The sequence below is a fragment of the Campylobacter concisus genome (assembly GCF_002913545.1).
Classification (GTDB): Bacteria; Campylobacterota; Campylobacteria; order Campylobacterales; family Campylobacteraceae; genus Campylobacter_A; species Campylobacter_A concisus_AV.
The window spans coordinates 41,185-66,216 of record NZ_PPBR01000012.1; the positions used below are offsets into that span (position 1 = coordinate 41,185).

29 protein-coding genes are annotated in these 25,032 nt (G+C 39.6%); 2 read left to right on the forward strand and 27 right to left on the reverse strand.

Features of this window, described 5'->3' with window-relative positions; translation table 11 throughout:
* Positions 1–22: 22 nt before the first annotated feature.
* From CYP05_RS01200 to obgE, 25 genes are all read right to left on the reverse strand, one after another.
* Positions 23–1,126 (reverse strand): Cj0814 family flagellar-dependent secreted protein, encoded by a 1,104-nt coding sequence (locus CYP05_RS01200; RefSeq protein ID WP_103641753.1) that lies wholly within the window; start codon positions 1,124–1,126, stop codon positions 23–25.
* 135 nt (positions 1,127–1,261) lie between these two features.
* Positions 1,262–2,020 carry a tRNA 2-thiocytidine biosynthesis TtcA family protein gene (locus tag CYP05_RS01205; protein ID WP_002939418.1) on the reverse strand — a complete coding sequence of 253 codons (759 nt, stop codon included), beginning with the start codon at positions 2,018–2,020 and terminating at the stop codon, positions 1,262–1,264.
* On the reverse strand, positions 2,017–2,700 hold the full coding sequence (locus CYP05_RS01210) for a 5'-methylthioadenosine/adenosylhomocysteine nucleosidase (RefSeq protein ID WP_021093455.1): 684 nt from the start codon (positions 2,698–2,700) through the stop codon (positions 2,017–2,019). Before CYP05_RS01210 ends, CYP05_RS01205 begins: the two co-directional genes overlap by 4 nt.
* Positions 2,697–3,626, reverse strand: coding sequence for an ACP S-malonyltransferase (gene fabD / locus CYP05_RS01215; RefSeq protein ID WP_103641754.1), 930 nt, complete (start codon positions 3,624–3,626; stop codon positions 2,697–2,699). Before fabD ends, CYP05_RS01210 begins: the two co-directional genes overlap by 4 nt.
* A gap of 9 nt (positions 3,627–3,635) precedes the next feature.
* On the reverse strand, positions 3,636–4,220 hold the full coding sequence (locus tag CYP05_RS01220) for an FKBP-type peptidyl-prolyl cis-trans isomerase (RefSeq protein WP_258031484.1): 585 nt from the start codon (positions 4,218–4,220) through the stop codon (positions 3,636–3,638).
* 55 nt (positions 4,221–4,275) lie between these two features.
* On the reverse strand, positions 4,276–5,118 hold the full coding sequence (locus tag CYP05_RS01225) for a tetratricopeptide repeat protein (RefSeq protein ID WP_103641756.1): 843 nt from the start codon (positions 5,116–5,118) through the stop codon (positions 4,276–4,278).
* Positions 5,119–5,131: 13 nt separating this feature from the next.
* Positions 5,132–5,638: an OmpA family protein gene (locus CYP05_RS01230; protein ID WP_002939415.1), complete on the reverse strand. Its 507-nt coding sequence runs from the start codon at positions 5,636–5,638 to the stop codon at positions 5,132–5,134.
* A gap of 64 nt (positions 5,639–5,702) precedes the next feature.
* Entirely contained in the window at positions 5,703–6,959 is a 1,257-nt protein-coding gene (gene tolB, locus CYP05_RS01235; RefSeq protein ID WP_103636621.1) for a Tol-Pal system protein TolB, read from the reverse strand.
* A gap of 24 nt (positions 6,960–6,983) precedes the next feature.
* Positions 6,984–7,931, reverse strand: coding sequence for a TonB C-terminal domain-containing protein (locus tag CYP05_RS01240; RefSeq protein ID WP_002939376.1), 948 nt, complete (start codon positions 7,929–7,931; stop codon positions 6,984–6,986).
* Between the two features lies 1 nt (position 7,932).
* Positions 7,933–8,331 (reverse strand): biopolymer transporter ExbD, encoded by a 399-nt coding sequence (locus tag CYP05_RS01245; protein ID WP_002939405.1) that lies wholly within the window; start codon positions 8,329–8,331, stop codon positions 7,933–7,935.
* Positions 8,332–8,916, reverse strand: coding sequence for a MotA/TolQ/ExbB proton channel family protein (locus tag CYP05_RS01250; RefSeq protein WP_009294341.1), 585 nt, complete (start codon positions 8,914–8,916; stop codon positions 8,332–8,334).
* Positions 8,917–9,306: an ATP synthase F1 subunit epsilon gene (gene atpC, locus CYP05_RS01255; RefSeq protein ID WP_103641757.1), complete on the reverse strand. Its 390-nt coding sequence runs from the start codon at positions 9,304–9,306 to the stop codon at positions 8,917–8,919.
* An 18-nt stretch (positions 9,307–9,324) separates the two neighbouring features.
* On the reverse strand, positions 9,325–10,722 hold the full coding sequence (gene atpD, locus CYP05_RS01260) for a F0F1 ATP synthase subunit beta (RefSeq protein ID WP_002939420.1): 1,398 nt from the start codon (positions 10,720–10,722) through the stop codon (positions 9,325–9,327).
* Positions 10,723–10,733: 11 nt separating this feature from the next.
* Positions 10,734–11,621: an ATP synthase F1 subunit gamma gene (gene atpG / locus CYP05_RS01265; RefSeq protein ID WP_103641758.1), complete on the reverse strand. Its 888-nt coding sequence runs from the start codon at positions 11,619–11,621 to the stop codon at positions 10,734–10,736.
* A gap of 9 nt (positions 11,622–11,630) precedes the next feature.
* Complete coding sequence (gene atpA / locus CYP05_RS01270) at positions 11,631–13,148, reverse strand: F0F1 ATP synthase subunit alpha (protein ID WP_009294343.1); 1,518 nt, start codon at positions 13,146–13,148, stop codon at positions 11,631–11,633.
* A gap of 14 nt (positions 13,149–13,162) precedes the next feature.
* Positions 13,163–13,693, reverse strand: a complete 531-nt coding sequence (locus tag CYP05_RS01275; RefSeq protein WP_103578919.1) for a F0F1 ATP synthase subunit delta — start codon at positions 13,691–13,693, stop codon at positions 13,163–13,165.
* Positions 13,693–14,205, reverse strand: coding sequence for a F0F1 ATP synthase subunit B (locus CYP05_RS01280; protein ID WP_012001332.1), 513 nt, complete (start codon positions 14,203–14,205; stop codon positions 13,693–13,695). Before CYP05_RS01280 ends, CYP05_RS01275 begins: the two co-directional genes overlap by 1 nt.
* Positions 14,206–14,214: 9 nt before the next feature.
* The gene (locus tag CYP05_RS01285; RefSeq protein WP_002939425.1) at positions 14,215–14,637 is read right to left on the reverse strand and encodes a FoF1 ATP synthase subunit B'; all 423 of its coding nucleotides are present in this window, start codon (positions 14,635–14,637) and stop codon (positions 14,215–14,217) included.
* Between the two features lie 95 nt (positions 14,638–14,732).
* Complete coding sequence (locus tag CYP05_RS01290) at positions 14,733–15,593, reverse strand: ParB/RepB/Spo0J family partition protein (RefSeq protein ID WP_103641759.1); 861 nt, start codon at positions 15,591–15,593, stop codon at positions 14,733–14,735.
* Between the two features lie 15 nt (positions 15,594–15,608).
* A complete protein-coding gene (locus CYP05_RS01295; protein ID WP_002939402.1) occupies positions 15,609–16,391 on the reverse strand; it encodes a ParA family protein in 783 nt (260 codons plus the stop codon).
* Positions 16,388–17,023, reverse strand: a complete 636-nt coding sequence (locus CYP05_RS01300) for a biotin--[acetyl-CoA-carboxylase] ligase (RefSeq protein ID WP_009294349.1) — start codon at positions 17,021–17,023, stop codon at positions 16,388–16,390. The genes CYP05_RS01295 and CYP05_RS01300 overlap by 4 nt, the downstream gene beginning before the upstream one ends.
* A gap of 1 nt (position 17,024) precedes the next feature.
* Positions 17,025–17,813 (reverse strand): bifunctional hydroxymethylpyrimidine kinase/phosphomethylpyrimidine kinase, encoded by a 789-nt coding sequence (thiD, locus tag CYP05_RS01305; protein WP_103641760.1) that lies wholly within the window; start codon positions 17,811–17,813, stop codon positions 17,025–17,027.
* 16 nt (positions 17,814–17,829) lie between these two features.
* Positions 17,830–18,735 (reverse strand): methionyl-tRNA formyltransferase, encoded by a 906-nt coding sequence (fmt, locus tag CYP05_RS01310; RefSeq protein WP_103641761.1) that lies wholly within the window; start codon positions 18,733–18,735, stop codon positions 17,830–17,832.
* Between the two features lie 16 nt (positions 18,736–18,751).
* The gene (locus CYP05_RS01315; RefSeq protein WP_035160349.1) at positions 18,752–19,087 is read right to left on the reverse strand and encodes a GDP-mannose dehydrogenase; all 336 of its coding nucleotides are present in this window, start codon (positions 19,085–19,087) and stop codon (positions 18,752–18,754) included.
* Positions 19,088–19,133: 46 nt separating this feature from the next.
* Positions 19,134–20,192, reverse strand: a complete 1,059-nt coding sequence (gene obgE, locus CYP05_RS01320) for a GTPase ObgE (RefSeq protein WP_103641762.1) — start codon at positions 20,190–20,192, stop codon at positions 19,134–19,136.
* Positions 20,193–20,367: 175 nt separating this feature from the next.
* Between obgE and polA the strand changes: the two genes are divergently transcribed.
* Together polA and CYP05_RS01330 are read left to right on the forward strand one after the other, a co-directional pair.
* Positions 20,368–23,004, forward strand: coding sequence for a DNA polymerase I (gene polA / locus CYP05_RS01325; protein ID WP_103641763.1), 2,637 nt, complete (start codon positions 20,368–20,370; stop codon positions 23,002–23,004).
* A 108-nt stretch (positions 23,005–23,112) separates the two neighbouring features.
* Positions 23,113–24,141: a TerB family tellurite resistance protein gene (locus CYP05_RS01330; RefSeq protein ID WP_103638310.1), complete on the forward strand. Its 1,029-nt coding sequence runs from the start codon at positions 23,113–23,115 to the stop codon at positions 24,139–24,141.
* Positions 24,142–24,197: 56 nt separating this feature from the next.
* Here the strand turns inward: CYP05_RS01330 and ttdB are convergent, their stop codons facing one another.
* Positions 24,198–24,809 carry a L(+)-tartrate dehydratase subunit beta gene (gene ttdB, locus CYP05_RS01335; protein ID WP_103641764.1) on the reverse strand — a complete coding sequence of 204 codons (612 nt, stop codon included), beginning with the start codon at positions 24,807–24,809 and terminating at the stop codon, positions 24,198–24,200.
* Positions 24,806–25,032, reverse strand: a 227-nt coding sequence (locus tag CYP05_RS01340) for a fumarate hydratase (RefSeq protein ID WP_181001141.1), incomplete at its 5' end; no start/stop codon positions are given. The genes ttdB and CYP05_RS01340, both read right to left, overlap by 4 nt.

Here is a 25,032-nt window from a genome sequence, read left to right on the forward strand (position 1 = left end):
AAGATTTACCTAGTAAATTTAGCTACTTTTGCCTGCCTAGGGCATAAATTTGATTTAGCTCATCAAAGGCTAAATTTATATTATCCTCGCTTGGCTTTAGGGCGCTGTTTTTTAGTAGCTCAAGCACTAAATTTTTAAAATTTTCTCTATCTTCTGCTAGCTTTTTAAGAGTAGCCACATCGCTCAAGCTTTTGCTTCTGTGATCTTTGGTCTGGGCAGCGATAAAAGCGTTATTTAGCAAGACTTCAGGCTTTAGCGCAGTCTCTCCGCCCTCTAGGATCGCAGGATTTTCAGACTTTAAAAAGCTAATAAACAAAGCCTCTTTTTTATAACCAGACTCCGTTTTATAGTAAGAGAGGTCCGGACTAAAGCCACCAGTGTTTTCCTGCTCTAAATTTGCAAAATTTAGCTTTTTTAGGTTCGTTTTTATGCCTAGCTTTGCTAGATCTTCGCTTAAATTTGATGCGAGCTTCATTTCATCTTCGCTACTAAAGATGTTTGTCACGACCTCGTTTTTGCGACTATTTAAAAAGTCAATATTTGATCTATCGCTTAAATCTGCGTTAAAATCAATGCCTTTCATACCTTGCGAGATGTAGCCTTTTGGTAAATTTACTAGGTCGCTATCTGTAAAACTATCTTTGTTTAAACTCTTGCCCATTACCTGAGAAAAGATAGCGTAATACTGACCTATCGTGTCTGCTATGTCGATATTTTCAAAGACGTCATTGTCAAAAAGCTTGCCGCTTGCGTTGCTGTAAAGGACGCTATTTATGTTATTTTGCTTTGTTGCGAAGTTTAGAAATTCTTTCAATGTGCTTTTGTGAAGCTTAAAGTCTTGCGGCAAGCCGGCTGCTTTATTAAAGTTAGCGTCCATAAAGCCAGCCTTGTCGCTTTGATAGCCAAGCTCATTTTTATCTTTAAATTTCACGCTATAAATGCTTTGCTGTGTATCTTTTGTAAGCTCAAGTCTTTGTAAATTTTGTGCAATGTCTTTTGTTTTTTCATTATTTGCAAGAGCGTTTTGAAATTTGGCACTTTCAGCCTGCTCTTTTTGAAGTTTCCTTGCTTTTGCCTCAGTAGCTACTGAGCTATACTTTTGCGTGCTAACACTAAAAATGCTCATTTTTCATCCTTGCTTATCAAATTTATATTTAGTAAGCAAGGAGTGTTCCAGCTTCAAAATGAGTTGTGGCTTTTGAGTGGTTGTAAGAAATTTGGTTTTAAATTTAGCTTTAATGGCAAAAATGAAGAGTTAAATTTACTCTTCACTGCCTTCGTTGATGCCAAAAAATGTATCTGTGTGGATGTTTTCAAATGCTGCTTTAAGCGATGTAAAGAGCTTTGGATTTTCTTTTTCTAAATTTGCTAGAAGTTGCTTGGTCTCATATCTAGCGTGTGGCATCTTCACGTCAAATCTCATCGCAGGACACGCCTCATCACCAACAACTCTTAGCTCATTTTTGATCGCATTTTCGCGAAGCTGTCTCTCACGCACAAAGATAAATGGCCTGATCACGACGATGCCATTTTTTGCTTTGTATTTTGGAGCAAGCGTCCTTAGCGCGCCATTGTAGGTGAAATTCATAAAAAAGCTCTCTGCCGCGTCATCCAAGTGGTGAGCGATCGCAAGCTTGTTAAAGCCATGCTTTAGCGCGTAGGTGTAGAGATAACCCCTTCTCATGCGCGAGAAAAAACTGCAAAAGCTAGAATTTTTGCGGATCTTCTCCTTTGATATCTCAAATATCGAGCTATCGATCACCTCGTGCTCTATGCCATGCTCGTTGCAGTGCTTGGTAAGATACGCGTAGTCCTCGCCCATGCCGTAGCTTAGCGTCACCGCCTTAAACTCAAATTTCTCAGGCGTGACATTTTGGATGTGCTTTAGCACGTGAGCGAGCGCGAGACTATCTTTGCCACCGCTAAGGCCAAGCAATATCTTATCTCCGCCCTCTATCATCTTGTATCTAGCATTTGTCTGGCCAACTTGCCTAAGCAGTCTCTTGCTAAGCTCTATCATAAGCTCTCCACCATTTCTAGGATAAATTTAGCGCTGACGTTTGCTGAGTCTTGTAAGAATTTATCAAAGTCAAATTCAGCCTCATTGCCAGCTCCGTCGCTGATGGCTCTAAGGATGAAAAATGGCACGCCAAGCGTCTCGCAAACTAGCGCAACGCTCGCACCCTCCATCTCGGTAGCACTCGCGTTAAATATCTTTTTGATCCACTCTTTTTTCTCGTTATCACAGATGAACTGATCGCCAGTTGCGATGATACCTGAATTTAGGCTCATGCCCTTTTTGCTAGCGACATTTTTAGCTAGCTCATTTAGGCTCTCATCGCTTTTTACAAAGATGCTTGTCCCTGGCACAAAGCCGTATGGATGTCCAAAAGCCGTGATGTCAAGGTCGTGCTGCACAAGGCTAGTGGCATATAGCATATCGCCTATCTTTAAGCTCTCATCAAGTGAGCCAGCAACACCAGTAAAAAGCAGTTTTGAAGCCTTAAATTTCTCTATCATCAAGGTCGCAGTGATCGCCGCATTTACCTTACCGATCTTCGAGTAGGCGATGACTAGGTCCTTGCCTTTGTAGTTTGCCTCATAAAATTTATTATTTGCATATTCGGTTGTTTTATACTCGCCAACCATCTCAAGGATCGGCGTTATCTCCTCTTGCATCGCTCCAAGTATCGCTATCATCTCTCCTCCAAAATCTTCACAACCTCTTCAAGGCTCGCCATGTCAGTGACGCTGTATGTCGGTTTTTCTGTGATCTTTTTGTTTATGCCTTTTAGTGTCGCAGCACCTAGCTCGATAAAGCAATCAACCTCGTTTTCATAGTTTTTGATGCTTTGCTTATAGCGAACTGGATGCGTTAGCTGCTCTTTTAAAAGCACTAACGCTTCGTTTTTATCAGTGTAAATTTTTGCATTTACATTTGAAACGACTGGGGCAAAATTCGCAGCCAAAACGCCCTCAAGCTCGTTTGCTAGTTTAACACTAGCTGGCTCAAGTATCGGGCAGTGGCTAGCTACCGACATATTTAAAAGCATCGCTCTTTTTGCACCTGCTTCTTTAAATTTTGCTTCGTATTTAGCAAGGTCGGCCCTCACGCCAGCTACAACTATCTGACCATCGCAATTGTAGTTCGCAGCGTAAATTTGCAAGCCCTCTTTCTGCGCTTCCTTACAAATCCCCTCAACGACTTCATCGCTAAGACCTAGCACTACCATCATGCCAGCATCTTTGCCAATGCAGGCTTCTTGCATAAATTTACCACGTAAATTTACAAGTCTAATCGCTTCAACAAAGCTAAATGCGCCACTAACCGCAAGGGCTGTAAATTCTCCTAGCGAGTGACCTAAGCTAAATTCTGGCTTAGCTTTTATGCGCTCACTAAAAGCTAGATAGCTCATAAGCGAGTTTAAAACGATGGCAGGCTGAGTAAATTCTGTCTTATCTAGCTTGTCATTTTGCGTAAATAAAAGCTCTTCAAAATCAATGCCTGTGTCGTTGCAAGCGTCATTTAATAGAAGTTTTGCCGAAGAGAAATTTTCATAAAAATCTTTCCCCATGCCAACACTTTGCGAGCCTTGACCCGCAAAAATAAAAGCAAATTTTTTCATTTTGGCTTCTTAGTGGTGGTGATGTCCGTGACCACCGCAACCGCAACCACCTTCGCCATGTCCATGGCCACCGCAGCACTCATGCTCGTGATCATGATTATGTCCTCCACAACCGCAAGTGTGAGCGCCTGCTACCATGCCAGTTGCTTTTTCATCTTCAGTTGCGTCTCTAACTTCTAAAATTTCAACATTAAATAGCAAGTCTTTGCCAGCGTATGGGTGGTTAAAATCAACTGTTACTTCGTCATCTTTGATCTCTTTAACAATGACGCGAACGCTTGAGCCATCTTCATTTTGACCAAAAAGCTCCATGCCTTCATGTAGGTCTATACCAGCAAATTGCTCTTTTGGAAGTGATTGGATGGCATCTTTATTGTATTCGCCACAACCTTCAGCTGCTTTGATATTTATAGTAGCTTTATCGCCTGATTTTAATTTGCTAACTTCTTCTTCAAGCTTTTCTATAATGTGGCCATGTCCTGTAATAAAAGAAATTTGACCACCTTCTTGCATATTTGACTCTAAAATTTCGCCAGTATTAGCGTCTTTTAGCTCATAAAACATTGTTATAACTTGATCTTTACTCACAATAATCTCCTTGGAATTTAGTTTTGATTAATGTGAGATTATATCTAAAAAAGAGTAAATTTTAGTTTCTGTTAGGAGCGGCTTTAGCTTCTTTGCTATCTGGATAGCCTACTTTTAAAGCCTTATAAAACCTATTTGCACTTTGAGTATCACCGATCTTATCAAAGCTTATAGCTGTGTGATACAAAAGTTTTGGAGTGTAATCAGCTTTATCTTCACTTTGTATACTTTTTTTATAGTATTGTATGGCTGTACTGTATGATTTTTGACTATAAGCAACTTCACCTAGATAATAATTTGAAGCACCAGTTTTATAGCCTTTTTTATTTAAATATTCAAAATATTCAGCTGCTTCTGTGCTATTGCCAGAATTTAAAAGTTTAATGCCATCAGCTAAAATGTCTTTGTCGCTTTTGCCACTAAAATTTGAAGTTGGCTTATTTTGTTGTTTTGGATTTGCATTTTGCTTTGGTTGAGCAGCGTTTTTATCCATTATCGCGCCTAATTTATTTAAGGCAGCAGTAATATTTTTATAGTTTTTATCTTGTATATCCCTAGTCTCATCAATATAAGCTTTTAATGATGTCAAACTTACACCAGAATCGCTTATCCCGCCATTGACTTTGGTTTCGATATCGTTCATTCTTTGCTCGAGTTTATTCATCCTAGCACTCATGCTCTCGATCAAGCTTTGCAAACCTTGAAGTTGTTCTGAAACATTATCCATATTTTCTTCGATATTTTGAACACTTCTTTTGTTGTTTAGAGTTGCTTTTTCATCATCTGTTAGTCCATATGGATTTGCGCTATCCATATTGCCTGCATCAAATGCTGAAACTTCTTGAGCTGAACTTATAGAGAAAGCGGCTCCAAGAAGAGCCGCAATGATTATTTTTTTATTCATTATTACTTACAGATTAAGGAAGTACTTTGAAATCTGCACGTCTGTTTTGAGCGTCGCAAGCTTTTGTTTTGTCTGTACAAACTGGGTTGCTTTCGCCAAAGCTTACTACAGCGATTCTATCAGCGCTAACGCCATTTCTTACAAGAGCGTCTTTAGCACTTTTAGCACGTTTTAGACCAAGAGCATAGTTATACTCATCTGTACCCCACTCGTCGCAGTTACCTTCTACTTTTATAGAAAGAGCTTGAGCGTCAGCTTGGTTGAATACTGATGCATTTGAGCTAACAACACCTTGTTGGTCAGCTTTGATATTAAATTTATCAAAGTCAAAGTATACACTTTTAACTTGGCTCTCGATGTTAGCGATAAGAGCTGCTAATCTATCAGCATCACTCATGCTACCTGAGTTATCTGCAGATTGATTTGAATTTGCATTCATATCAACTTCAGGGTTTTTAGAGCTACAACCGCTCAACAATAAAGTTGCAACTGCAACACTTGCTAGAACTACTTTTTTCATTCCATATCCTTTTTGAAAAATTTGGTCGAATTATAACATATTTTTTTTAAATATTGCCAGAATATTACCAATCAATAGATTGAATTTTACCTACTTTTAGTGGAAATTGGAAACTTCTGTTCTCATTTAATCTAACAACGCCAAGCGAGCTTTGACCGCCAAGTTCTTTGATAAAAACAACACTTTGACCATCGCTTGAAAATCTTGGATAGTTATTTTTACCATTTGCTGTAAGTTGGCGAATAAAATCTGTTTGAGTTGAGATTAGATAGATATTAAAGCCACCACTAGCCTCTCTACTTGAATAAACTACATAGTTTTCGAAAGTGCTTACTGAGTTGTTATTTTTGCCGTGAAACACCATTTGCTCAACGCTTCCGCCTGAAGTTGCAGGTGTTGCAAAGATGTTTGGATATCCGAGTCTATCTGAAACAAAAACTATTCTGCTGTCATTATCTACAAAATTTCCATTTACATCAATGCCTGGATAGTTTGTGATCTGAGTTAATTTTTTGCTACCTGTATTATAGATAAAAATATCTGGTTGATCTTTTGGAGCCATAGTTAATAGAATTTTACTTCCATCTTTGCTAACATCAGATGCTATAAGCATACCCATACTATCTATTATCTTTGTTTTAGTGCCTGAATTTAGATCATATCTAAACAAAGTTGGCCTGTTATTTACATAAGATGTATAGTAAAATTTACTTTGATCAGCGCCTGCCCATTTAGGGAAGATGTTTAGACCACCGCTTACGATTGTCTTTTGATATGTAAGTGTGTAATCAGCCACTATAATAGAGCTTTGGCGAGCTGAAGTGTATTTTGCTAGGATGATAAATTTCTCCATCCAGCCAACTGGTGGTAAATTTAGCTCATTTGTTAGCTCAACTATACTTTTGTGCGCCAAAAACGGATACTTTGCGCCATCTGGCATAGTATAAACTTTCTCATACCTTGTAGTTGCTGTTTTAGCATCGATGAGTTTTACTCTTAAAGTAAGAGGTGAGCCCATAGAACCCTCAAGAGCATATCTAAAGATAAGCTCAACACCTTTGTCGCTCATTGTATTTGTAGCTGCTGTTCCCTCGTAGGTTGAAGGCACGTGATCTTCGATAACCTCAAAGTCAGAGCTAACTTTCAAGTCACCTAGCATGATCTTAAAGAATTTATCTTTAAAGCCCGCATCACTAACAGCTGTAGTTGCATCTTGCAAAGCTATCTTTGGCAAAGCAACACCTTGGTTTATAACAGATATCGTCGCATCAGCAGCATAAAGCCCTAGAGCAACGCACAAAAAAAGAAAAATTTTCTTCATCTCTACTCCGTAAATTTATAAATTTTAGTTTATTTTATCTTCTAAATTTAAATTAAAAGTAGTACTTTTGTCTGGATTAAATGGAAATTTCTCTGCAGTAAGCTTTTCCAGGCACTCTCTAACCTTTGCATTAAACTCTTCATTATATGATAGCTCTAAAATTTCATAGCTAAAATTTCCACTCTGATCTATCATGACTTTTACTTTGGCAAGATTTGCAGAGTCAGCTTTATAGCTTTGCCATCTTCTTTGAATTTGCTTTGTTATGGCTCCCATCAACGGATCATAAGTGCCTGTCATTTGTGACTTTGGAGCTGTTGGATTTTGATCTATCTTTAGGCTCTTGATGATGTCGCTAGCCTCTTTTGCAGCTTTTGAGCTAGAAGCCTCGCTTTTTTTGCGGCTTTGTACTTTATTCTCAGCCTTTTTTATACCATCATCTTTTTTAAGCTTAGTCGAGTCTATATCACTAAAGAGATCTTTTATATTTGGCTCTTTTGGTTTTGGCTTTTCAACTGGCTTTGGCGTAGGTTTAGGCTCAGGTTTTGGCTCTGGCTTAACATCCTCTTTAGGCTCTTCACTAGGTTTTGGGATTTCAGGCTTTGGTTCTGGTTTTTTAGGCTCAGGCTTTGGCTCTTCTTTTGGAGGAGTTGGCAAGCTTGGAGTTGGCAGTGGCTCATCTGGCACAACAGGTTTATTTGTAGTCTCTTGTTTATCTTCTTCTGACTCTTTTTTAGGTTCTGGTTTTGTCTCTTTTACGACCTCTTTTGCTTGTTTTGGCGCTTTTATGGTTTGATCAACTTCTCTATCAACCATAACTACATCCATAATAGCATCTTTGTCATCGGTATATTTTTTAGGGGGTTCGCTAAAAAAAGTAAGCTTTATAAACAAAGCAAGCACAATGATAATGTAAATGCAAAACGCTACAAAAAATGAACTAAGCGTTGGAAATTTAACTTTATTAGGCATCTTAACCGTTTGTCTCTAAAGCTACTTTATTAAAACCAGCACCTTTTAAAGTCTTTAATACAAACATAACATCATCGTATTTTAAATTTTTATCAGCCTTTATGTATATAGGCGAGGTTTTGTCATATTTTGCACTCATTAGTGCAATGTTATCTGGAAGTTCAGCAAGACTCATTGTACTTTGATCTATTCTAACTTGTCCTTGTGCATTTATAGACACTATAAGATCTTTTTGTTTAGACGTAGATGTTTTTGCCTTTGAGCCATCTGGCAATGTTATATCTTCTTGATATGTTATAGTTGGCATTGTAACCATTAAAATAGCCAACAAAACAAGCATGATATCAACAAGAGGCGTTATGTTTAACTCTGGTGTTTCGTCGTCAAATTTAAGAGCCATCTATAACGTCTCGTCATCTTTTTTAAGTGCTATCATAACGTCAGCTTGACGCTCGATAACGCTCATTAATTCGTAAGCTTTTCTTTTTATAAGCAAGTTAAATGTATATGCTGGGATCGCAACAAAAATTCCACAACCTGTCGCAACAAGCGCTTCTGAAATAGCTGGGGCTATAACTCCAAGAGATGAACCTGCACCATTTCCTAGCTGTGAAAATGTCTCCAAGATAGATACGACTGTTCCAAAAAGACCGATAAATGGAGAAGTAGAAGCTATTACGCTAAGCCATGTAAGCCCACTTGTAGCATTCTTTTCGGCAATGCTTATGCAAACATTTAGCTTTTCTTTCGAAATTCTACCACTTGCACACTTCTTTAAAGATGAGTCATTTGGTATATTTTTAGCGCCCATAAGTAGTGCTTCAAGTGCATTTTGCTCGCGTTTTTGCCAAGCCCCTATGCCAGCCATTCTTGAAAAAAGAATTGTAAAACTAACTATAAAATATATTGACAACCAAGTTAAAACTATAATTGTAATAAAACTACTTCTTTGAATGTAATTTAAAAATATATCTATTCCGCCCACTTATCTTGCTCTCACTACATTTTCCATTTTTGATATAGTTGCTGCAAAAGCATTTGTATCACTGCTCATACTCTCTATCAAATTTCTAGCAGCTTCTAATGAATTTGCAAGCTCACTTTCGCTATTGCCAGAGACATAGACCGCACCGTCAGCTAGTATAACTACTTTGCCTTCGTCGATCTTTGCATAGCCCCAGTTAATAGCAACTACATCATGCTTTTTATGCTTATCTTCTATATCTATAATACCTGCTTTTAAAAGAGATATTAATGAGGCGTGGTTTGGCAAAACACCAAACTCACCCTCGTTACCTGGAAGCACTACACTACTCACGTCATCATTAAATATCTGACCTTGAGGAGTTACGATCTCTAAATGTAATTTATCCATTACGCTTCCTTTTTAAATTTAAGCCTTAAGTTTCTCAGCTTTAGCTAAAGCCTCATCTATATTTCCAACCATATAAAATGCTGCTTCTGGCAAATGATCATATTTACCTTCTAAAATTCCCTTAAAGCCAGCGATATTTTCGTCAAGACTTACATATTTACCAGGGCTGCCTGTAAATACTTCAGCAACGAAGAATGGTTGAGACAAGAATCTTTCTATCTTTCTTGCTCTATCAACTGTTAGCTTATCTTCTTCGCTAAGCTCGTCCATACCAAGGATAGCGATGATATCTTGAAGATCTTTATATTTTTGAAGCACAGCTTGAACGCCGCGAGCTACCTTATAGTGATCTGCTCCTAAAATTTGAGGATCGAGCATTCTTGATGTTGAATCAAGTGGATCAACAGCTGGATAGATACCTTTTTCTGCAATCGATCTGTTAAGAACTGTCGTAGCGTCAAGGTGAGCAAAAACAGTTGCAGGAGCTGGGTCTGTAAGGTCGTCAGCTGGAACATAAACAGCTTGAACAGAGGTAATCGAACCTTTTTTGGTTGATGTGATCCTTTCTTGGAATTTACCCATCTCACTTGCAAGAGTTGGCTGATAACCAACAGCTGATGGGATACGTCCAAGTAGAGCTGACATCTCTGCACCTGATTGAGAAAAACGGAAGATGTTATCGATAAACATCAAAACGTCAAGTCCCATCTCATCACGGAAGTACTCAGCCATTGTAAGACCAGTTAGAGCGATACGGTTTCTTGCTCCTGGTGGCTCGTTCATTTGACCATAGCACAAGGCAACTTTATCCAAAACGTTACTTTCTTTCATTTCGTGATAAAGGTCGTTTCCTTCACGAGTTCTCTCACCAACGCCTGCAAATACAGAGTAACCGCTATGTTTAAACGCAACGTTGTGGATAAGCTCCATAATAATAACCGTTTTACCAACACCAGCACCACCAAATAGACCAACTTTACCACCCTTTGCATAAGGAGCTAGAAGATCAACTACCTTGATACCAGTTTCGAAAATTTCACTCTTTGTACTTTGCTCTTCAAATGGAGGAGGATCGCGGTGGATAGACCAGTGCTTATCAAAATTTATACCCTCGCCCTCGTCGATCAAATCGCCAACTACGTTAAAAATTCTACCCAAAACTTTTTCGCCAACTGGCACACTTATAGGTGCACCAAGCGCTTTAGCCTCTAAGCCACGAGTCAGACCCTCGCTCATATCCATAGCGATCGTTCTAACTCTATTATCACCTAGGTGAGCAGCAACTTCTAATATTAGTTTATGTTTCTTGCCCTCAACCTCAAAGAAAACTTCGATAGCTTCATTGATCTTCGGCAAGTAGTCATTAAAGTCAACATCGACCACAGGGCCCATAACTTGACTAATAACACCCTTCATTCATACTCCTTTTATTTCATTGATTCAACACCACTGATGATCTCGATAAGCTCAGTGGTAATAGACTCTTGTCTTGCTTTGTTGTAAGCAAGATTTAACTGTTTGACACGTTGTTTAGCATTGTTTGTTGCATTATCCATAGCTTGCATTCTAGCGCTGTGCTCAGCCGCTAAAGAGTCAACTAAAGCATAATACATACTATACTCAAAATATTTATTGAGCAATTCATCCATAATCTTAGTATAGTTGTCCTCTGGCTCAAATTCCATCAAAGAATTTGTCTCAACCGCAACTATCTTAGACGGCTCTATAGGCACAATATCATTTATTCTAATCTCTTGAGAAATCATATTTTTATAGCCATTGTGTATTAGCACAACCTTATCTGTTATGCCGTTTGTAAAATCATCAATAGCGTCTTTTATGATCTTTTGAGCTTTTTCATAAGTAGGAGAAGAGCTAGCTCCGACATAAGTCTCAAGTAGTTCAACACCTTGGAAATTGAAAAATTCAATGCCTTTTTTACCAACAGCTCTTAGTCTAACTTTGATCTTTTTGGCTTTTAGCTCATCGATCATGCGCCTAACTGTCTTTATAGTCTGGACATTAAAGCCACCGCAAAGCCCTTTATCAGCGGTAACAAATATAATATCAACCTTTTCTACACTCTTTGTTGTGTTAAAAAATTTACTCTCAGTCATAACTGAAGCGTATTGATTGATCTTATAAGCTATCTCCGATAAAACCTCATTGATCTTAAGTGCGTAAACTCTAGAGTAGCGTGCAGCCTCTTCAGCTTTGCGAAGCTTTGCTGTTGAGACAAGCTTCATCGCGCGCGTCGTCTTTTGAGTGTTTTGGACGCTCTTGATCTTTCGTTTTATATCTTTTAAATTTGACATATCTTAGCCCTAGTTAGCGGCAAAAGTCGCTTTAAAATCTTTCAACGCTTTATGTAAAATTTCTTCTACTTCTTTATCAAGAACTTTTTTAGTTCTGATCTGCTCAAAAATTTCAGGGTATTTTGCCTCGATATATGGATATAGCTCTGCTTCAAATTTTGTTACATTTGCAGTTGCAACGTCATCTAAATAACCCTTAGCACCAGCAAATATAATAACTACTTGATTCTCAACTGGAAGCGGAGAATATGGAGGTTGTTTTAGTACTTCAACCATCTTTTGACCGCGCTCTAGTTGTTTTCTTGAGCTCTCGTCAAGGTCACTTGCAAACTGAGCAAATGCTTGTAGTTCGCGGTACTGAGCAAGGTCTAGTCTTAGCGTGCCAGATACTTGTTTGATAGCTTTTATCTGAGCTGCACCACCGACACGAGATACAGAAAGACCAACGTTGATCGCTGGGCGGATACCTGAGTTAAATAGGTCACTTTCAAGGAAAATTTGACCATCTGTAATAGAAATAACGTTTGTTGGAATATAAGCTGAAACGTCGCCTGCTTGTGTCTCGATAATAGGCAGAGCTGTTAAAGATCCAGCACCTAGTGCGTCATTTAGCTTACTTGCTCTTTCTAGAAGTCTTGAGTGAAGGTAGAAAACATCACCTGGGTAAGCTTCACGACCTGGTGGTCTTCTTAAGATCAAAGACATCTCACGGTAAGCAACCGCGTGTTTTGACAAGTCATCATAGATGATTAACGCGTGGCGAGAGTTATCTCTAAAGTATTCACCCATTGTTACACCAGCGTATGGTGCAAGGTATTGAAGCGCAGCTGCGTCACTAGCACCAGCGTTTACAACTATTGTGTAGTCCATAGCGCCGTACTCTTCGAGTTTTTTAACGACTTGAGCAACGGTTGATTGTTTTTGACCGATAGCTACATAGATACAAATGACATCTTGACCTTTTTGGTTGATGATAGTATCGATAGCAACTGTTGTTTTACCAGTTTGGCGGTCGCCGATGATTAGCTCTCTTTGGCCTCTACCGATTGGCACAAGTGCGTCGATAGCTTTAATGCCTGTTTGAAGTGGCTCATGAACGCTTTTTCTAGCCATGATACCTTTTGCTTTTTCTTCGACAAAGCGAGATTCGGTAGCTTCGATTGGACCTTTTGCGTCGATTGGCTCACCAAGTGAATTTACAACACGGCCGATCAATGCGTCGCCAACTGGCACACGTAGAAGTTTTTTAAGTCTTTTTACAGAGCTTCCTTCTGTGATACCGCTAGTTTTTCCAAGGATAACTATACCAACACTGCTCTCTTCAAGGTTAAGAGCCATACCCTTTTCGCCGCTTTCAAACTCAACCATCTCACCAGCCATAACGTTTTTCAAACCATAAACGTTAGCAACGCCATCAGCGACTGAGATGACTTTACCGGTCTCTTCTACATCAACACTTAAATCAAAATTTTCAATACGCTCTTTGATTATCGTGCTAATTTCGTCAGCTTTAATTTTTGCACTCACGCTTTCACTCCTTTTTAAATTGCTTTTAATATATATTCACTCATTTGACTTTTTAGTCTGTCGATAGAGAAATTTACCTCGACACCTAAATCGTCTAACTCAACTTTTACACCGTTGTAATCGCTCTTTGAGCCATCAAGCTTGATCTTAGAGTTAAATTTCTTAGAGAAATTCTCTTCCAAAGCTTTTAGTTGCTCAGCGCTTAGATCAAAATTTCCAACAACCTCTCCGCGATATGTATTTTCAAGCAAAGATTGCTCTATCTTCATCTCGTCTAGTATCGCAGGTATAAGCTCTAGCCTTTTGTTTGCACCAAGAAGCTTTATAAAATTTGCAAATTTAACATCTTGATTTTTAACCAAAGATAGTACAAATTCAACCTTTTGTGAAGCCTTTAATGTCGGCAAACTTATAATGCTTTTAAATTTATCGCTAGCAAAAGCAGCAGCTAGCTCTGATAAATTTTCAACAAATGCATTAAGTTCATTAGACTTTACGTCGCTTAAGATCGCCTTTACGTATTTTTTAGCTACTACTTCATTCATTAGCTAACCTTTTTAAGTATGATATTTACAAGCTCTTTTTGATCGACTTTTAGGCTATCACTTGAGAAAATGTCGCTCAAAATTTCATTTACAACGCCTTTTGTCATCTTGCGCTCTTCAAATTCTTTTTGCTCTTTGTAGCCTTTTTCGATATTTGCAATATCGTTTTGAGCCTCTTTTTTAACTTTAGCAGCTAAATTTACAGCCTCTTTTTTCGCAGTTTCGATTAGAGCATTTGCATTTTGCTTAGCCTCTTCTACACGCTTTAAAACGTCATCTTTTTTAGCTTTTGACTCACGAAGCTTCTCTTGGATACTCTCAAGCTTATTTGCGATTCTATCGATCCTGCTTTGATAAAGAGCTTTTAGTGGCTTGGCAGCAAAATAGACCAAAATAGCAAAGAAAAGTAAGAAGTTTAGCGTTCTCTCGACTATGTCGTAGTTTGTTCCGCCATGCTCGCTAGCGTATGCTAGAAATGGAAGTGCTAGAAAAAATAAAATTTTTATCTTCATAAATTTCCTTTAAATTTTAGAGAGCTTAGCGTTTAAAGCTGCTCTAAGTTCAGGTAGTTTAGCTGATAGATCTGCCTTTAGGCTATCTTTTTGAGAGCTTAAAGCGTTTAAAAACTCATTATAATCAGCCTCTAAACTACTTTTTACCGCATTTATCTCTTTTAAAGACTCTTCTTTTGCCAAATTTAAGGCTTCTTGTCTTATTTTGTTAGCCTCAGATCTTGCATTTTGTATGATCTCTTCGATCTCTTTTTCATGAACGCTTAAGTCGCTTGCATTTTTGCTAGTGCTCTCTTCGTCATTTTTTATAGAGGCATTTCTGTCATCTATAAATTTAAGCATTGGCTTGTATAGCAAAGGATTTAAAATGGCGATCAAGACAAAGAAAACGATAGCCGTTAAAAGCATCAATGGCACATCTATTTCTAACATCCACTCTCCTTATTTTGTTATTAAGTTTTGTTTAATATTCAAATCAAAGTCTGATTTTACAATAAAATACTAAAAATAAAAATAAATTTGTAATTCTATTTTAGCTTAGCTATAAATTCTTCTACCTGTGAAATATCGCTAAATTCTAATATTAAATTTTTAGATTTTACCTTCGTCTTTATCTTTAAATTTTTAAAAATTTCTTGTAAATTTGACAATTTTTTGCTCATTTCCTCTGAAATTTGAGGTTTTGGCTCTTTTACTTCTTCTTTATTTTTTATCTTTTTTACTAAAATTTCTGTATCTCTAACACTTAGTTTTTGTCCGATGATCGTATCAACGACCATTTTTTCTTCTTCGCTACTAAGTCCTACGATGACTTTAGCGTGGCCTTGCGTGAGCTTGTCTTCTTGCAAAAGTCTTTGTGTGTAGTCGCTAAGCAGCAAGAGCCTCATTGTATTTGTTATCTGGGTTCTGCTCTTATGGATGATGTTTGCTAAGCCATCTTGTGTGATCCTATACTCATTTATGAGCTCTTTATATGACTTTGCAAGTTCAATTGGATTTAAATTTTCGCGTTGTATATTTTCGATAAGCGCAAGCTCTCTTAAATTTTGAGACTTGATATCAGCGATGATCGCCTTTATCTTGCTTGCTCCGAGCATCTTTGTGGCGCGGTATCTACGCTCACCAGCTATTAGCATATAGCCGTCATCTTTTTTGATGACGATTATTGGTTGTATGAGACCGTGCCTTTTGATGCTGGCACTTAGCTCTTTTAAAGCCTCTTCGTCAAAATGCGTCCTTGGCTGGTAAGGGTTTGGTAAAATTTCATCTATGTTTATCTCTTCGACTATCTCAGAGTTGTTTAAATTTGCGATCTCTTTGCTGTAGGCCTGCTCTACATCTTCAAGTATCGCGCTAAGTCCGCGCCCTAATCCACCTTTTTTCGCCATTTTTTTCCTTATTTTTTAGTTTAAAATGCAATACGCCAAATTTTGATATGCGATCGAGCCTGGTGATTTTATATCATAAAGTATAACCGGCTTGCCAAAACTTGGACTTTCAGCAAGTTTTACGTTTCTTGGAACGACTACAAATTCCTCTTTGCCGTCCTTGCTCTTAAAGAGCTTATTTTCAAAATGCTGCTTTAAATTTGCAATAGTCTCTTTTGAGAGATTGTTTTGCGAGCTAAACATAGTTGGCAAAAAGCCCTTTATATTTAGCTTTGGATTTATCGTTTTTTTGATGATCTTAACTGTGTTTAAGATCTGCGCCAAGCCCTCAAGTGCGTAAAATTCGCACTGGATCGGGATGATCACACTATCGCTTGCACTAAGAGCATTTATCGTGATGCTACCAAGCGCTGGAGGACTATCGATGATGATAAAATCATAGTCATCTACAACTTCTGAAATTTTGTTTTTAAGGATTAGTTTATAGTCTTTGCTTTGATCGTTAAATTCTTGCTCGATGCCGACAAGTCCGATGTTTGACGGAGCTAGAAAAAGCGTTGGGATTTCAGTTTTTAACACTATTTGTGAGAGCTTTTTCCTATCTGTTAAGACGTGATAGATGTTAAACTCATAATCGCTTCTGCTAAAACCAAGTCCAGTCGTCGCGTTTGCCTGTGGATCGATGTCTATTAATAATACTTTTTTCTCAGCAACCGCCAGTGATGCGGCTAAATTTACGGCCGTTGTGGTCTTGCCAACGCCGCCTTTTTGGTTAGCTATTGTTATTATCTCGCTCATCTTAACGAATATACCTTTTCCCCATTTAATAATATCGCTCCATCCTCGCAAATTTCAGCATCCTGAAGCGAAACAGCTCTATTTGCAATATGCGTAATAAAACTTTTTGACTTGCAAAAGTCTATCCTAAATTTGCTAAAAATTGGCTTCCATAAAATCTTTTTATCAAGCATGCTAACAAAGCCCCAAACTAGCTCGTCTACGCTAGTTTTGATATCCAAAATGCCCGCGTTTTCGGGTGCGCTAGCTAAATTTATACCCATGCCGCAAATGTAAATTTCATCCACTTTATTTGTCAAAGTGCCGCCTATTTTACGCTCGTCCACGTAAAAATCATTTGGCCATTTTAGCCAGCACTTTGAGCCAAGTTCGCTCAAGACTTCACGCATCAACATAGAAAAATATATCGAGATCGAGGGCGGAGGTATGTCGCTTGGCAGCTCGTCTTCGCTTATGCAAAATGACATAAACAAATTTCCACCAAGCCCCTCCCAGCTGTTGCCGCGGCTGCCGACCCCTTTAGTTTGATTGTGCGCCACGATCATGTGCGGTGGCTTTATCTCTCCGTTTTTTAGGGCTTCTATCAAAAATTCCTGCGTCGAAGGCAGGCTTTGAAAAAACTCTACTTTCAAATCACACCTTAAATTTATAGAAGTGATTTACCGGATTTTGTCCGCCACCGATGATGACTGCATTTTTGATAGCGTTAAAGATATAATCATGCGCGTTTTTTACGCTTTCTTTTAGACTAAGCCCATTTGCTAAATTTGAAGCGATCGCACTTGATAGCGAGCAGCCTGAGCCATGTGTCGCGGTTGTTTTTATGCGCTCATCGCTAAAAATTTCATACTCACTGCCATCATAAAATATATCAAGCGACTTGCCTTCTATCTCGCCACATTTTAGATAGACGCTCTTTGTACCAAATTTCAAAAGCTCCTTGCAAGCCTCTTTTAGCTCGCTCTCGCCTTTTAGCTCACGCTTTAAAATTTCGCGCGCTTCAAAGATATTTGGCGTGATCACGCTTGCAAGCGGGAAAAGCTCCTCCACGATCGCGTCTTTTGCAGCGCCCTCTAGCCAGATGTCGCCATTTTTACAGCTCATGACAGGATCAAGCACGACTGGCGGTAAATTTTTGATCTCTCTTAGCGTTTTTGCGACGCTTTTGATGATCTCAACGCTTGGGACAACGCCTATTTTTATCACATCAACTCTTATATCATCAAATATCGCTTTTATCTGATCCTCGATGAGCTTTGGCTCAACTAACTGCATGCCAAATATGCCCTTTGTATTTTGAGCAGTGACCGCCGTGATCGCTCCCATCGCATATACGCCGTGTGCTATAAATACCTTTATATCAGCTAAAACTCCAGCTCCGCCACTTGGATCAACCCCTGCTATACTTAACGCATTTTTCATAACCTCTCCTTTAAATTTATTTTAATTCATCGCCGACGCTAAGGCGCTTACCATTTATATATGCTTTTGCGTTTGTTGGCTTTTTGCTTGGCTCTTGAAGCTCGTAAATTTTGACCGCCCCACCCTTGCAAGCAACCACGACGTGGTCCTTTTCTATGCTTAAAATTTCTCCGCTTTTGCCACTTTTTTCGCTTAGCTCAAGCGATAAAATTTTTAGCCCACTTGCCAGATAAAGCCCCGGCCAAGGTGTGAGCGCACGAAATTTATTATAAATTTGCCCCGCCTCTTCGTCAAAGCTAAAAAGCCCGTCGCTCTTACTTATCTTTTTGCAGTGCGAGGCCTGCGCGTCGTCTTGCTTTTGTGGCTTTAAATTTTCAAAATTCTTAAGCACTTTTACGATTAGCTCACCGCCAAGCTCGCCAAGCTCACTAAAAAGCTCGCTTGACATCTTGTTTTCGCAAGGCGTGTAGATGAAGTCTAACATATCGCCAGTATCAAGGCCAGCGTCCATTAGCATAGCTGTGACGCCAGTTTGCTTCTCGCCTGCTAGGATCGCGCTTTGAATGGGGCTAGCACCTCTATATTTTGGCAAGATCGAGGCGTGTAAATTTATACAAGTTGCCACGTCAAGCACGCTCCCAGGCAAAATTTTGCCATAAGCTGCCACAACGATAAATTTAGGATCAAATGCCTTTAGCTCGGCAACCACCGCCTCATCTTTTAGTGTATTTGGTGTAAAGACTGGCACGCCTACTAGCTCGTTTTGCGCGTAAATTTTGACCTCGCTTGGAGTTAAAATTTGCTTTCTGCCAACTGGCTTATCAGGCTGGGTAAAGACCGCTTTTATATTAAAGCCAGCCTCTTTTAGGTGCCTAAGTATCCTAACGGCATAGTCAGGCGTCCCCATAAAAACTACATTCATCACTTTCCTTTAAATTTCAACGACTTTTATTTTGATCTGCGTTTTGCCTGCTTGGCGGCCAAGAGGCGCATGGATCTTTCTGCCAACTAATCTTTTGCAATACTAAATTTCTTAGCTCATTAACGCTAACTTTGCCACTACGATCAAGATCCAGCCTTTTAAATTCATCACTAGTGCATAGATCTGGTGCTATTTTTAGCTCAGATGGCGCCTTGCACGCCACCCACTCATCTAAATTTAGCATGCCGTCGCGATCTATGTCATTAAAATCCAAAAACATATATATTGGATCCGCTGGATCACAGCTATATGCACCAAGGCAAAATAACATAATGCAAAAAATTTTCTTCATTTTATCTTCTTAAATTTCTAAGTTCAAAGCACTAAAAATTCGCAACTCAAAGCTCTTTTTTTAGCAGCTCAAGCAGTGCAAATTTAAGCTCGTCGATGTTCTCGTTTGTCGCTGATGAGATTGGCAAAACAAAGTATGGTTTTTTCGCATCAAAGCTGTATAGGTCTTGCTTATAGACAAATTTACCAACTTGATTTGGCTCTAAATTTATACTTTTCATAAATTCTTTTATATTTTCATCTAAATTTTCAGCCGCATCGACTCTGGTGACAGCGATAGCATAGTCCCTGCTAGCAAGCACACTTGAAAATTTAGCGACCTCCTCTTTTAGCACGCTAAACTGCTCGCTCATGCTTCTGTAGTTCGCACTATCTATCATGAAAAGTAAAATTTTATTTCTCTCGATATGCTTTAAAAACTGCACGCCAAGGCCTCGTCCGTCGCTAGCTCCCTCGATGATGCCAGGGATATCGGCCATGACAAAGCCGCTAAACTCATCGACTTCAACAAGTCCAAGCTTTGGCGTAAGCGTGGTAAATTCGTAGTTTGCGATCTGTGGTTTGGCGTTTGAGACGGCTGAGATGAGGGTTGATTTACCGACATTTGGAAAGCCAACAAGTCCCACGTCAGCTATCAGCTTTAGCTCGAGTCTGGCCTCTACGCTCTCTTCTGGCATGCCCTTTTGAGCGTATTCTGGGGCTTGGTTGATAGAGTTTTTAAAGTGAAAATTTCCTAGTCCGCCCTTGCCGCCTTTTAAAAATAGTGTCCTTTGCCCCTCTTCTACCATGTCGCAAAGCAGCTCGTTTGTCTGTGCGTCATAGACCGCCGTTCCTGGTGGCACGATGAGCTCTAAGCTCTCGCCCTTTTTGCCAGTCATTCTTTTGCCCATGCCAGCCTCGCCGTCGCTTGCTCTCATCGCCTTTTTGCCCTTGTAGTTTGCTAGTGTGTGGGTGTTATTGTCGCAGACAAAATAGACATCTCCGCCATCACCGCCATCACCGCCGTCTGGGCCGCCTAAAATGACGTGCTTTTCGCGGCGAAAGCTTACTGCACCAGCTCCGCCATGGCCTGAGCTTAGGGTTAATTTCACGCTATCTATAAACATTTTTTACCTTAAATTTATCTATTATTTAGTTTGAATTTTAGGCGAGATTATATCTTTTAAATGATTAAAATTTGTTTTGCGTTTAAAATCTCACTTTGCTTTTAGCGTCTGATAAATTTATAAAATCAGCCAAATTTTTGCCTAAATTTCATAAAATGGCGCAAAAGGATAGAGAATGAAAACACTTACGATTATTGATACTTTTGGCTTCTTTTTTAGGCTTTACTACGCTATGAGCGGGCTTAAAAACAGAGAGGGCAAGCCAAGTGGCATGATAAGCGGCTTTGCAAATTTCATAGCGAGCCTAAAAGATGAGTACCAAAGCGACTACCTCATCTTCGCACTTGATAGCAAGGGCAAGACCCTGCGCCACGAAATTTTGGGCGAATACAAGGCAAACAGGAGCGAGCCGCCAGCTCAGCTAAAAGAGCAGCTGCCAGTTTGCATAGATATGATAGAAAAAATGGGACTTTACAGCCTTAGCCGTGAGGGCTACGAGGCTGATGATATCATCGCAAGTGCGGTTAAAATTTGCAAAGATAAAGATATATTTGTGCGCATAGTCACGCATGATAAAGACCTTTACCAGCTCATAGAAGACGGCAAAGTGAGCATCTACAGCCCACAAAGCAAGATCGACCACGATAGCGCTAGCTGCTTTGAAAAGTATGGCGTCTATCCAGCTCAGGTAAGGGACTTTTTAGCCATCGCAGGCGATAGCTCAGACAACATCCCAGGCGTCAAAGGTATCGGCGCAGTGGGAGCTAAGAAGCTTTTGGCTGAGTATGGTAGCTTAGAGGGAATTTATGAAAATTTAGCCCTTCTTAGAAACGAGCGCACCAAAAATATGCTAGCAGCCGCAAGGGACGAGGCGTTTTTGAGCAAAAAACTAGCCACACTCTTTGATGACGCGATCACTTCGCTTGATCTAGAGCACTCTAAATTTCCAGAGCAAAATCCTTTGATAAACATCTCAGAAATTTTAAAAGAATACGATCTAAACAGGCTTCTTAAGAGCTTGCAAAAAGAAGAAAATGCTGAATTTAAGCTTGGCTTTAGAGCAAATTTACTACTTGATGAGGCAAGCATAGAAAAGCTGCTCTCAAGCGTCACGCCAGAGACCATCGTCGCCTTTGACACCGAGACCACGGGCGTTGATAGCAAGAGCGCAAAGATCGTTGGTTTTAGCTTTTGCTTTAACGACGAGGACGCCTACTACGTGCCAGTGGCTCACAACTACCTAGGCGCGCCAAAGCAAATAGACCTAAAATTTGCCACTTGGGCGGTAGGACAAATTTATAAAGGCTGTGTGATCGGACAAAATTTAAAATATGACTTTGAGATCGTGAAAAACAACCTTGGCCTTAATCCCCCAGCAAATTTTAAAGATACGATGATACTTGCGTGGCTTAGCGATCCAAACTCAAGTGTGGGCATGGACGCGCTAGCAAAGAGGCTTTATGACTATGACACGATCAAATTTGAAGATGTGGTCAAAAAGGGACAAACTTTTGGCAATGTGCCCCTAGAAAATGCCGCCAAATACGCGAGTGAGGACGCTTGGATAACGCTTAAATTTTATAAAACTTTTCAAAACACGCTTGATAAAAATTTACTAGCGCTTGCCGATACGCATGAGTTTCCTTTTATCCTCACGCTATTTGACATGGAGCAAAACGGCATCAAGATAAATGAAGCTAAGATGCAAAAGCTCATCCTTGAAAACGACACCAAACTAAAGGCACTAACAAGTGAAATTTACGAGCTAAGCGGCGAAAATTTCAATATAAACTCCGTAAAACAGCTTGGCGTCATACTTTTTGAACACCTAAAACTCCCAACCAAAAAGAAGACAAAAACAGGATATAGCACCGATGAGAGCGTGCTAGCTGAGCTTACGGACGCTCATCCGGTGATAGAGAAAATTTTGGCTTACAGAGAGCTATATAAACTGCAAAGCACCTACTGCGAGCCACTTTTAGCGCTTGCGAAAAAGGATGAGGGTTCGCGAATTTACACGAGCTTTTTGCAAACTGGCACGAGTACCGGCAGGCTTTCAAGTAAAAATCCAAATTTACAAAATATCCCGGCTCGTGGCAGCCTCGCAAAGGACGTCAGAGAGTGCTTTGAGGCGCGCGAGGGATATAGCTTTGTGGGGCTTGACTACAGCCAGATCGAGCTTAGACTGCTAGCTCACTTTAGCCGTGATCCTGCGCTGCTTGAGGCGTTTAAAAATGATGAGGATATCCACGCAAGGACGGCTATTAGCATATTTGGTAGCAGCGACGGGCAAAATAGAGCCGTGGCAAAGAGCATAAATTTTGGCCTCATTTATGGCATGGGCTCAAGCAAGCTGGCAAATCAAGTAAATATCACAAGAGCCGAGGCAAAAGAGTATATAGAGCGCTATTTTAAGGCGTTTGCAACGATCAAAGAGTTTTTAGAGAGCATAAAAATTTCAGCTAAAAACGATGGCTTTGTGCAGACACTACTTGGCAGAAAGCGCTACTTTGATTTTAAAAGCGCTACGCCTATGCAAATAGCGATGTTTGAACGCGAAGCGGTAAATACGGTCTTTCAAGGCTCTGCGGCAGATCTAGTTAAGATGGCTATGGTAAAAGTTAGAGCAAATTTAGATGAAAATGCAAAAATGTTGCTTCAGATCCACGACGAGCTGATCTTTGAAGTAAAAGACGAGTTTGCGCAGGAATTTGGTAAGGCGACGCAAAAGACAATGGAGGAAATTTACACTTTAAATGTGCCACTTAAAACATCGCTAAATATCGCCAAAAACTGGGGCGAGTTAAAGTGAAAGTTTATGTAAAAAGTGCTAATTCTTAGCACAGATATTGACTTTACAAAAAAAAAAAAAACGATATAGTTTTACCTGCAAAATTACCTTAAAAGAAAGGAAACAACTATGGTAAATGCAGTAGAAAGTAAAATTACAGAAGGCATTAATAGTGCGCTAACAAGCGTAATTAATAGTAGAGAAGAATACTATGAGAATAATCCGCTTCCAAGCGTCAGCGATGTGAATGGCCTAATATCTAGTTGCAGCTACAAAAATGCTGCTATTTCTGGAGGAGCAGGTTTGATACCAGGTCCTTGGGGTATGGCTGCAGCTGTGCCTGAAATCATAGCTATAATTAGAAACCAAATGACTATGGTAGCTGATATTGCTAAGGCTCATGGTAAGACAGCTAGTAATGAACTGATTTTAGATGTGCTATTTGGTGCAAGTGGTAATGTAGCAACTGGACTAGTCGTGGTGCATGGACAAAAAATTTTAGTAAAACGTGCTGGAGCTAGAGTTATACAAAAAATAGTAGCAATGCTAGGTGGCAAAATAACACAACAGCTGGCTAAATCTATGGTTGCAAAATGGCTTCCAGTAGCTGGTGCGGCAGCTATGGCTGCATGGTCAAAAATAAGTACCGATAAAATAGGCAAAAAAGCCGATTTTATTTTTTCAAAACAGATAGAGTATGAAACCACATCTGATGATCTAGCCAAAATTAGTGACGGTGTTGCACAAATGCAACTAGCTGCAGATGATTTAAAATCCGCATACCAAGATTTAACACAAGGCACAAGTATTATAAAAACCAAAATCCAAATTTTAATAAATTTGATGAAAATAGACGGAAAAATAGATGACAGCGAAGTAGTACATTTACAAAATCTTATAGAAAACTCTTTATTGTCTAACGAAGACCAAATGCAACTAATTGAACAAATTGGATCAAAAGAGAAAGTTGCAGTGGATTATTCGGTTTTTAAAGAGAATTTTGATGAGTCTCTAGCATTAGTGCTAGATATGATAGCACTTGCGAACATAGATGGAAATTTTCACGTAACTGAAAAGATGTTCATTAAAAACGTTGTAAAAATGATAGGATTTGATGAGAACGACTTAAATGAACTTTTAGAAAACAATACAAAATAATCTAAATATGATGTGAGATAAGCAAAACTATCTCACATCTACAATTTCATACAATCTTACTTTATAAACCCTACTTGCGGTAAAATTTCAGCTAATGCCTCGTCTCTTTTCTCGTTAAATTTGACCTTATTTTGCTCAAAAAGATTATTTCCGTGTGCGTCTATGGAGACTATTAACGGGCCAAACTCTTTTACACGGCACTTCCAAAGAGTCTCAGGCATACCAAGCTCCGTCCAGTCCGCATTCTCTATCTCTTCAACCTGCGTTGCGGCCACCACCGCACAGCCTGCTGGAAATACGCAGTGAACAGCGCCAAACTCCTTGCAACCGCTCATCGTGCCCTCACCCATACCGCCTTTGCCCACGATGAGACGAACGCCAGTTTTTGCGATAAATTCTCGCTCAAATTTCTCCATTCTCATGCTAGTTGTAGGTCCTACTGAGACCATCTCAAAGCTTTTTTCGCCTGTTTTTCTGATGATTGGTCCTGCGTGTAGGATCGCACCACCTTTGATATCTAGTGGCAGCTCTCTACCCTCCTCTACGACGCGTCTGTGCGGCACGTCGCGGCAAGTGACGATGTGTCCAGTTAGATAGATCACGTCGCCGATTTTGATGTTTGAAAGATCATCAGCGCTTATTGGCGTGGTTAAAATTTTCTTACTCATAGCGCGAACTCCTTGTGCGATTTTACATCGAAATTTAGATCTGCATCCCAGACGATGTGGCCTTTGCGGTGCGACCAACAGCCCACATTTACGGCGACTGCGATTACGCTTGGATGGCGGGCGCAGTTTTCTATATGCACGCCCATCACAGAGCTTGCACCGCTCATGCCTTGTGGTCCAAGACCGATTTTATTTATGCCATCTTCTAGCAGTTTTTCGGTTA

Bases quoted from the DNA above. Each gene is read 5' to 3' on its own strand.
- CYP05_RS01275 (WP_103578919.1), bottom strand. From the start codon at position 13,693: ATGAATGAAGTAGTAGCTAAAAAATACGTAAAGGCGATCTTAAGCGAC.
- CYP05_RS01200 (WP_103641753.1), bottom strand. From the start codon at position 1,126: ATGAGCATTTTTAGTGTTAGCACGCAAAAGTATAGCTCAGTAGCTACT.
- thiD (WP_103641760.1), bottom strand. From the start codon at position 17,813: ATGAAAAATGCGTTAAGTATAGCAGGGGTTGATCCAAGTGGCGGAGCT.
- CYP05_RS01290 (WP_103641759.1), bottom strand. From the start codon at position 15,593: ATGGCGAAAAAAGGTGGATTAGGGCGCGGACTTAGCGCGATACTTGAA.
- CYP05_RS01230 (WP_002939415.1), bottom strand. From the start codon at position 5,638: ATGAAAAAAGTAGTTCTAGCAAGTGTTGCAGTTGCAACTTTATTGTTG.
- CYP05_RS01225 (WP_103641756.1), bottom strand. From the start codon at position 5,118: ATGAATAAAAAAATAATCATTGCGGCTCTTCTTGGAGCCGCTTTCTCT.
- tolB (WP_103636621.1), bottom strand. From the start codon at position 6,959: ATGAAGAAAATTTTTCTTTTTTTGTGCGTTGCTCTAGGGCTTTATGCT.
- atpG (WP_103641758.1), bottom strand. From the start codon at position 11,621: ATGTCAAATTTAAAAGATATAAAACGAAAGATCAAGAGCGTCCAAAAC.
- obgE (WP_103641762.1), bottom strand. From the start codon at position 20,192: ATGTTTATAGATAGCGTGAAATTAACCCTAAGCTCAGGCCATGGCGGA.
- atpD (WP_002939420.1), bottom strand. From the start codon at position 10,722: ATGAAGGGTGTTATTAGTCAAGTTATGGGCCCTGTGGTCGATGTTGAC.
- CYP05_RS01285 (WP_002939425.1), bottom strand. From the start codon at position 14,637: ATGTTAGAAATAGATGTGCCATTGATGCTTTTAACGGCTATCGTTTTC.
- polA (WP_103641763.1), top strand. From the start codon at position 20,368: ATGAAAACACTTACGATTATTGATACTTTTGGCTTCTTTTTTAGGCTT.
- CYP05_RS01280 (WP_012001332.1), bottom strand. From the start codon at position 14,205: ATGAAGATAAAAATTTTATTTTTTCTAGCACTTCCATTTCTAGCATAC.
- ttdB (WP_103641764.1), bottom strand. From the start codon at position 24,809: ATGAGTAAGAAAATTTTAACCACGCCAATAAGCGCTGATGATCTTTCA.
- CYP05_RS01240 (WP_002939376.1), bottom strand. From the start codon at position 7,931: ATGCCTAATAAAGTTAAATTTCCAACGCTTAGTTCATTTTTTGTAGCG.
- atpC (WP_103641757.1), bottom strand. From the start codon at position 9,306: ATGGATAAATTACATTTAGAGATCGTAACTCCTCAAGGTCAGATATTT.
- CYP05_RS01330 (WP_103638310.1), top strand. From the start codon at position 23,113: ATGGTAAATGCAGTAGAAAGTAAAATTACAGAAGGCATTAATAGTGCG.
- CYP05_RS01245 (WP_002939405.1), bottom strand. From the start codon at position 8,331: ATGGCTCTTAAATTTGACGACGAAACACCAGAGTTAAACATAACGCCT.
- CYP05_RS01295 (WP_002939402.1), bottom strand. From the start codon at position 16,391: ATGAGCGAGATAATAACAATAGCTAACCAAAAAGGCGGCGTTGGCAAG.
- CYP05_RS01210 (WP_021093455.1), bottom strand. From the start codon at position 2,700: ATGATAGCGATACTTGGAGCGATGCAAGAGGAGATAACGCCGATCCTT.
- fmt (WP_103641761.1), bottom strand. From the start codon at position 18,735: ATGAATGTAGTTTTTATGGGGACGCCTGACTATGCCGTTAGGATACTT.
- fabD (WP_103641754.1), bottom strand. From the start codon at position 3,626: ATGAAAAAATTTGCTTTTATTTTTGCGGGTCAAGGCTCGCAAAGTGTT.
- CYP05_RS01315 (WP_035160349.1), bottom strand. From the start codon at position 19,087: ATGAAGAAAATTTTTTGCATTATGTTATTTTGCCTTGGTGCATATAGC.
- CYP05_RS01205 (WP_002939418.1), bottom strand. From the start codon at position 2,020: ATGATAGAGCTTAGCAAGAGACTGCTTAGGCAAGTTGGCCAGACAAAT.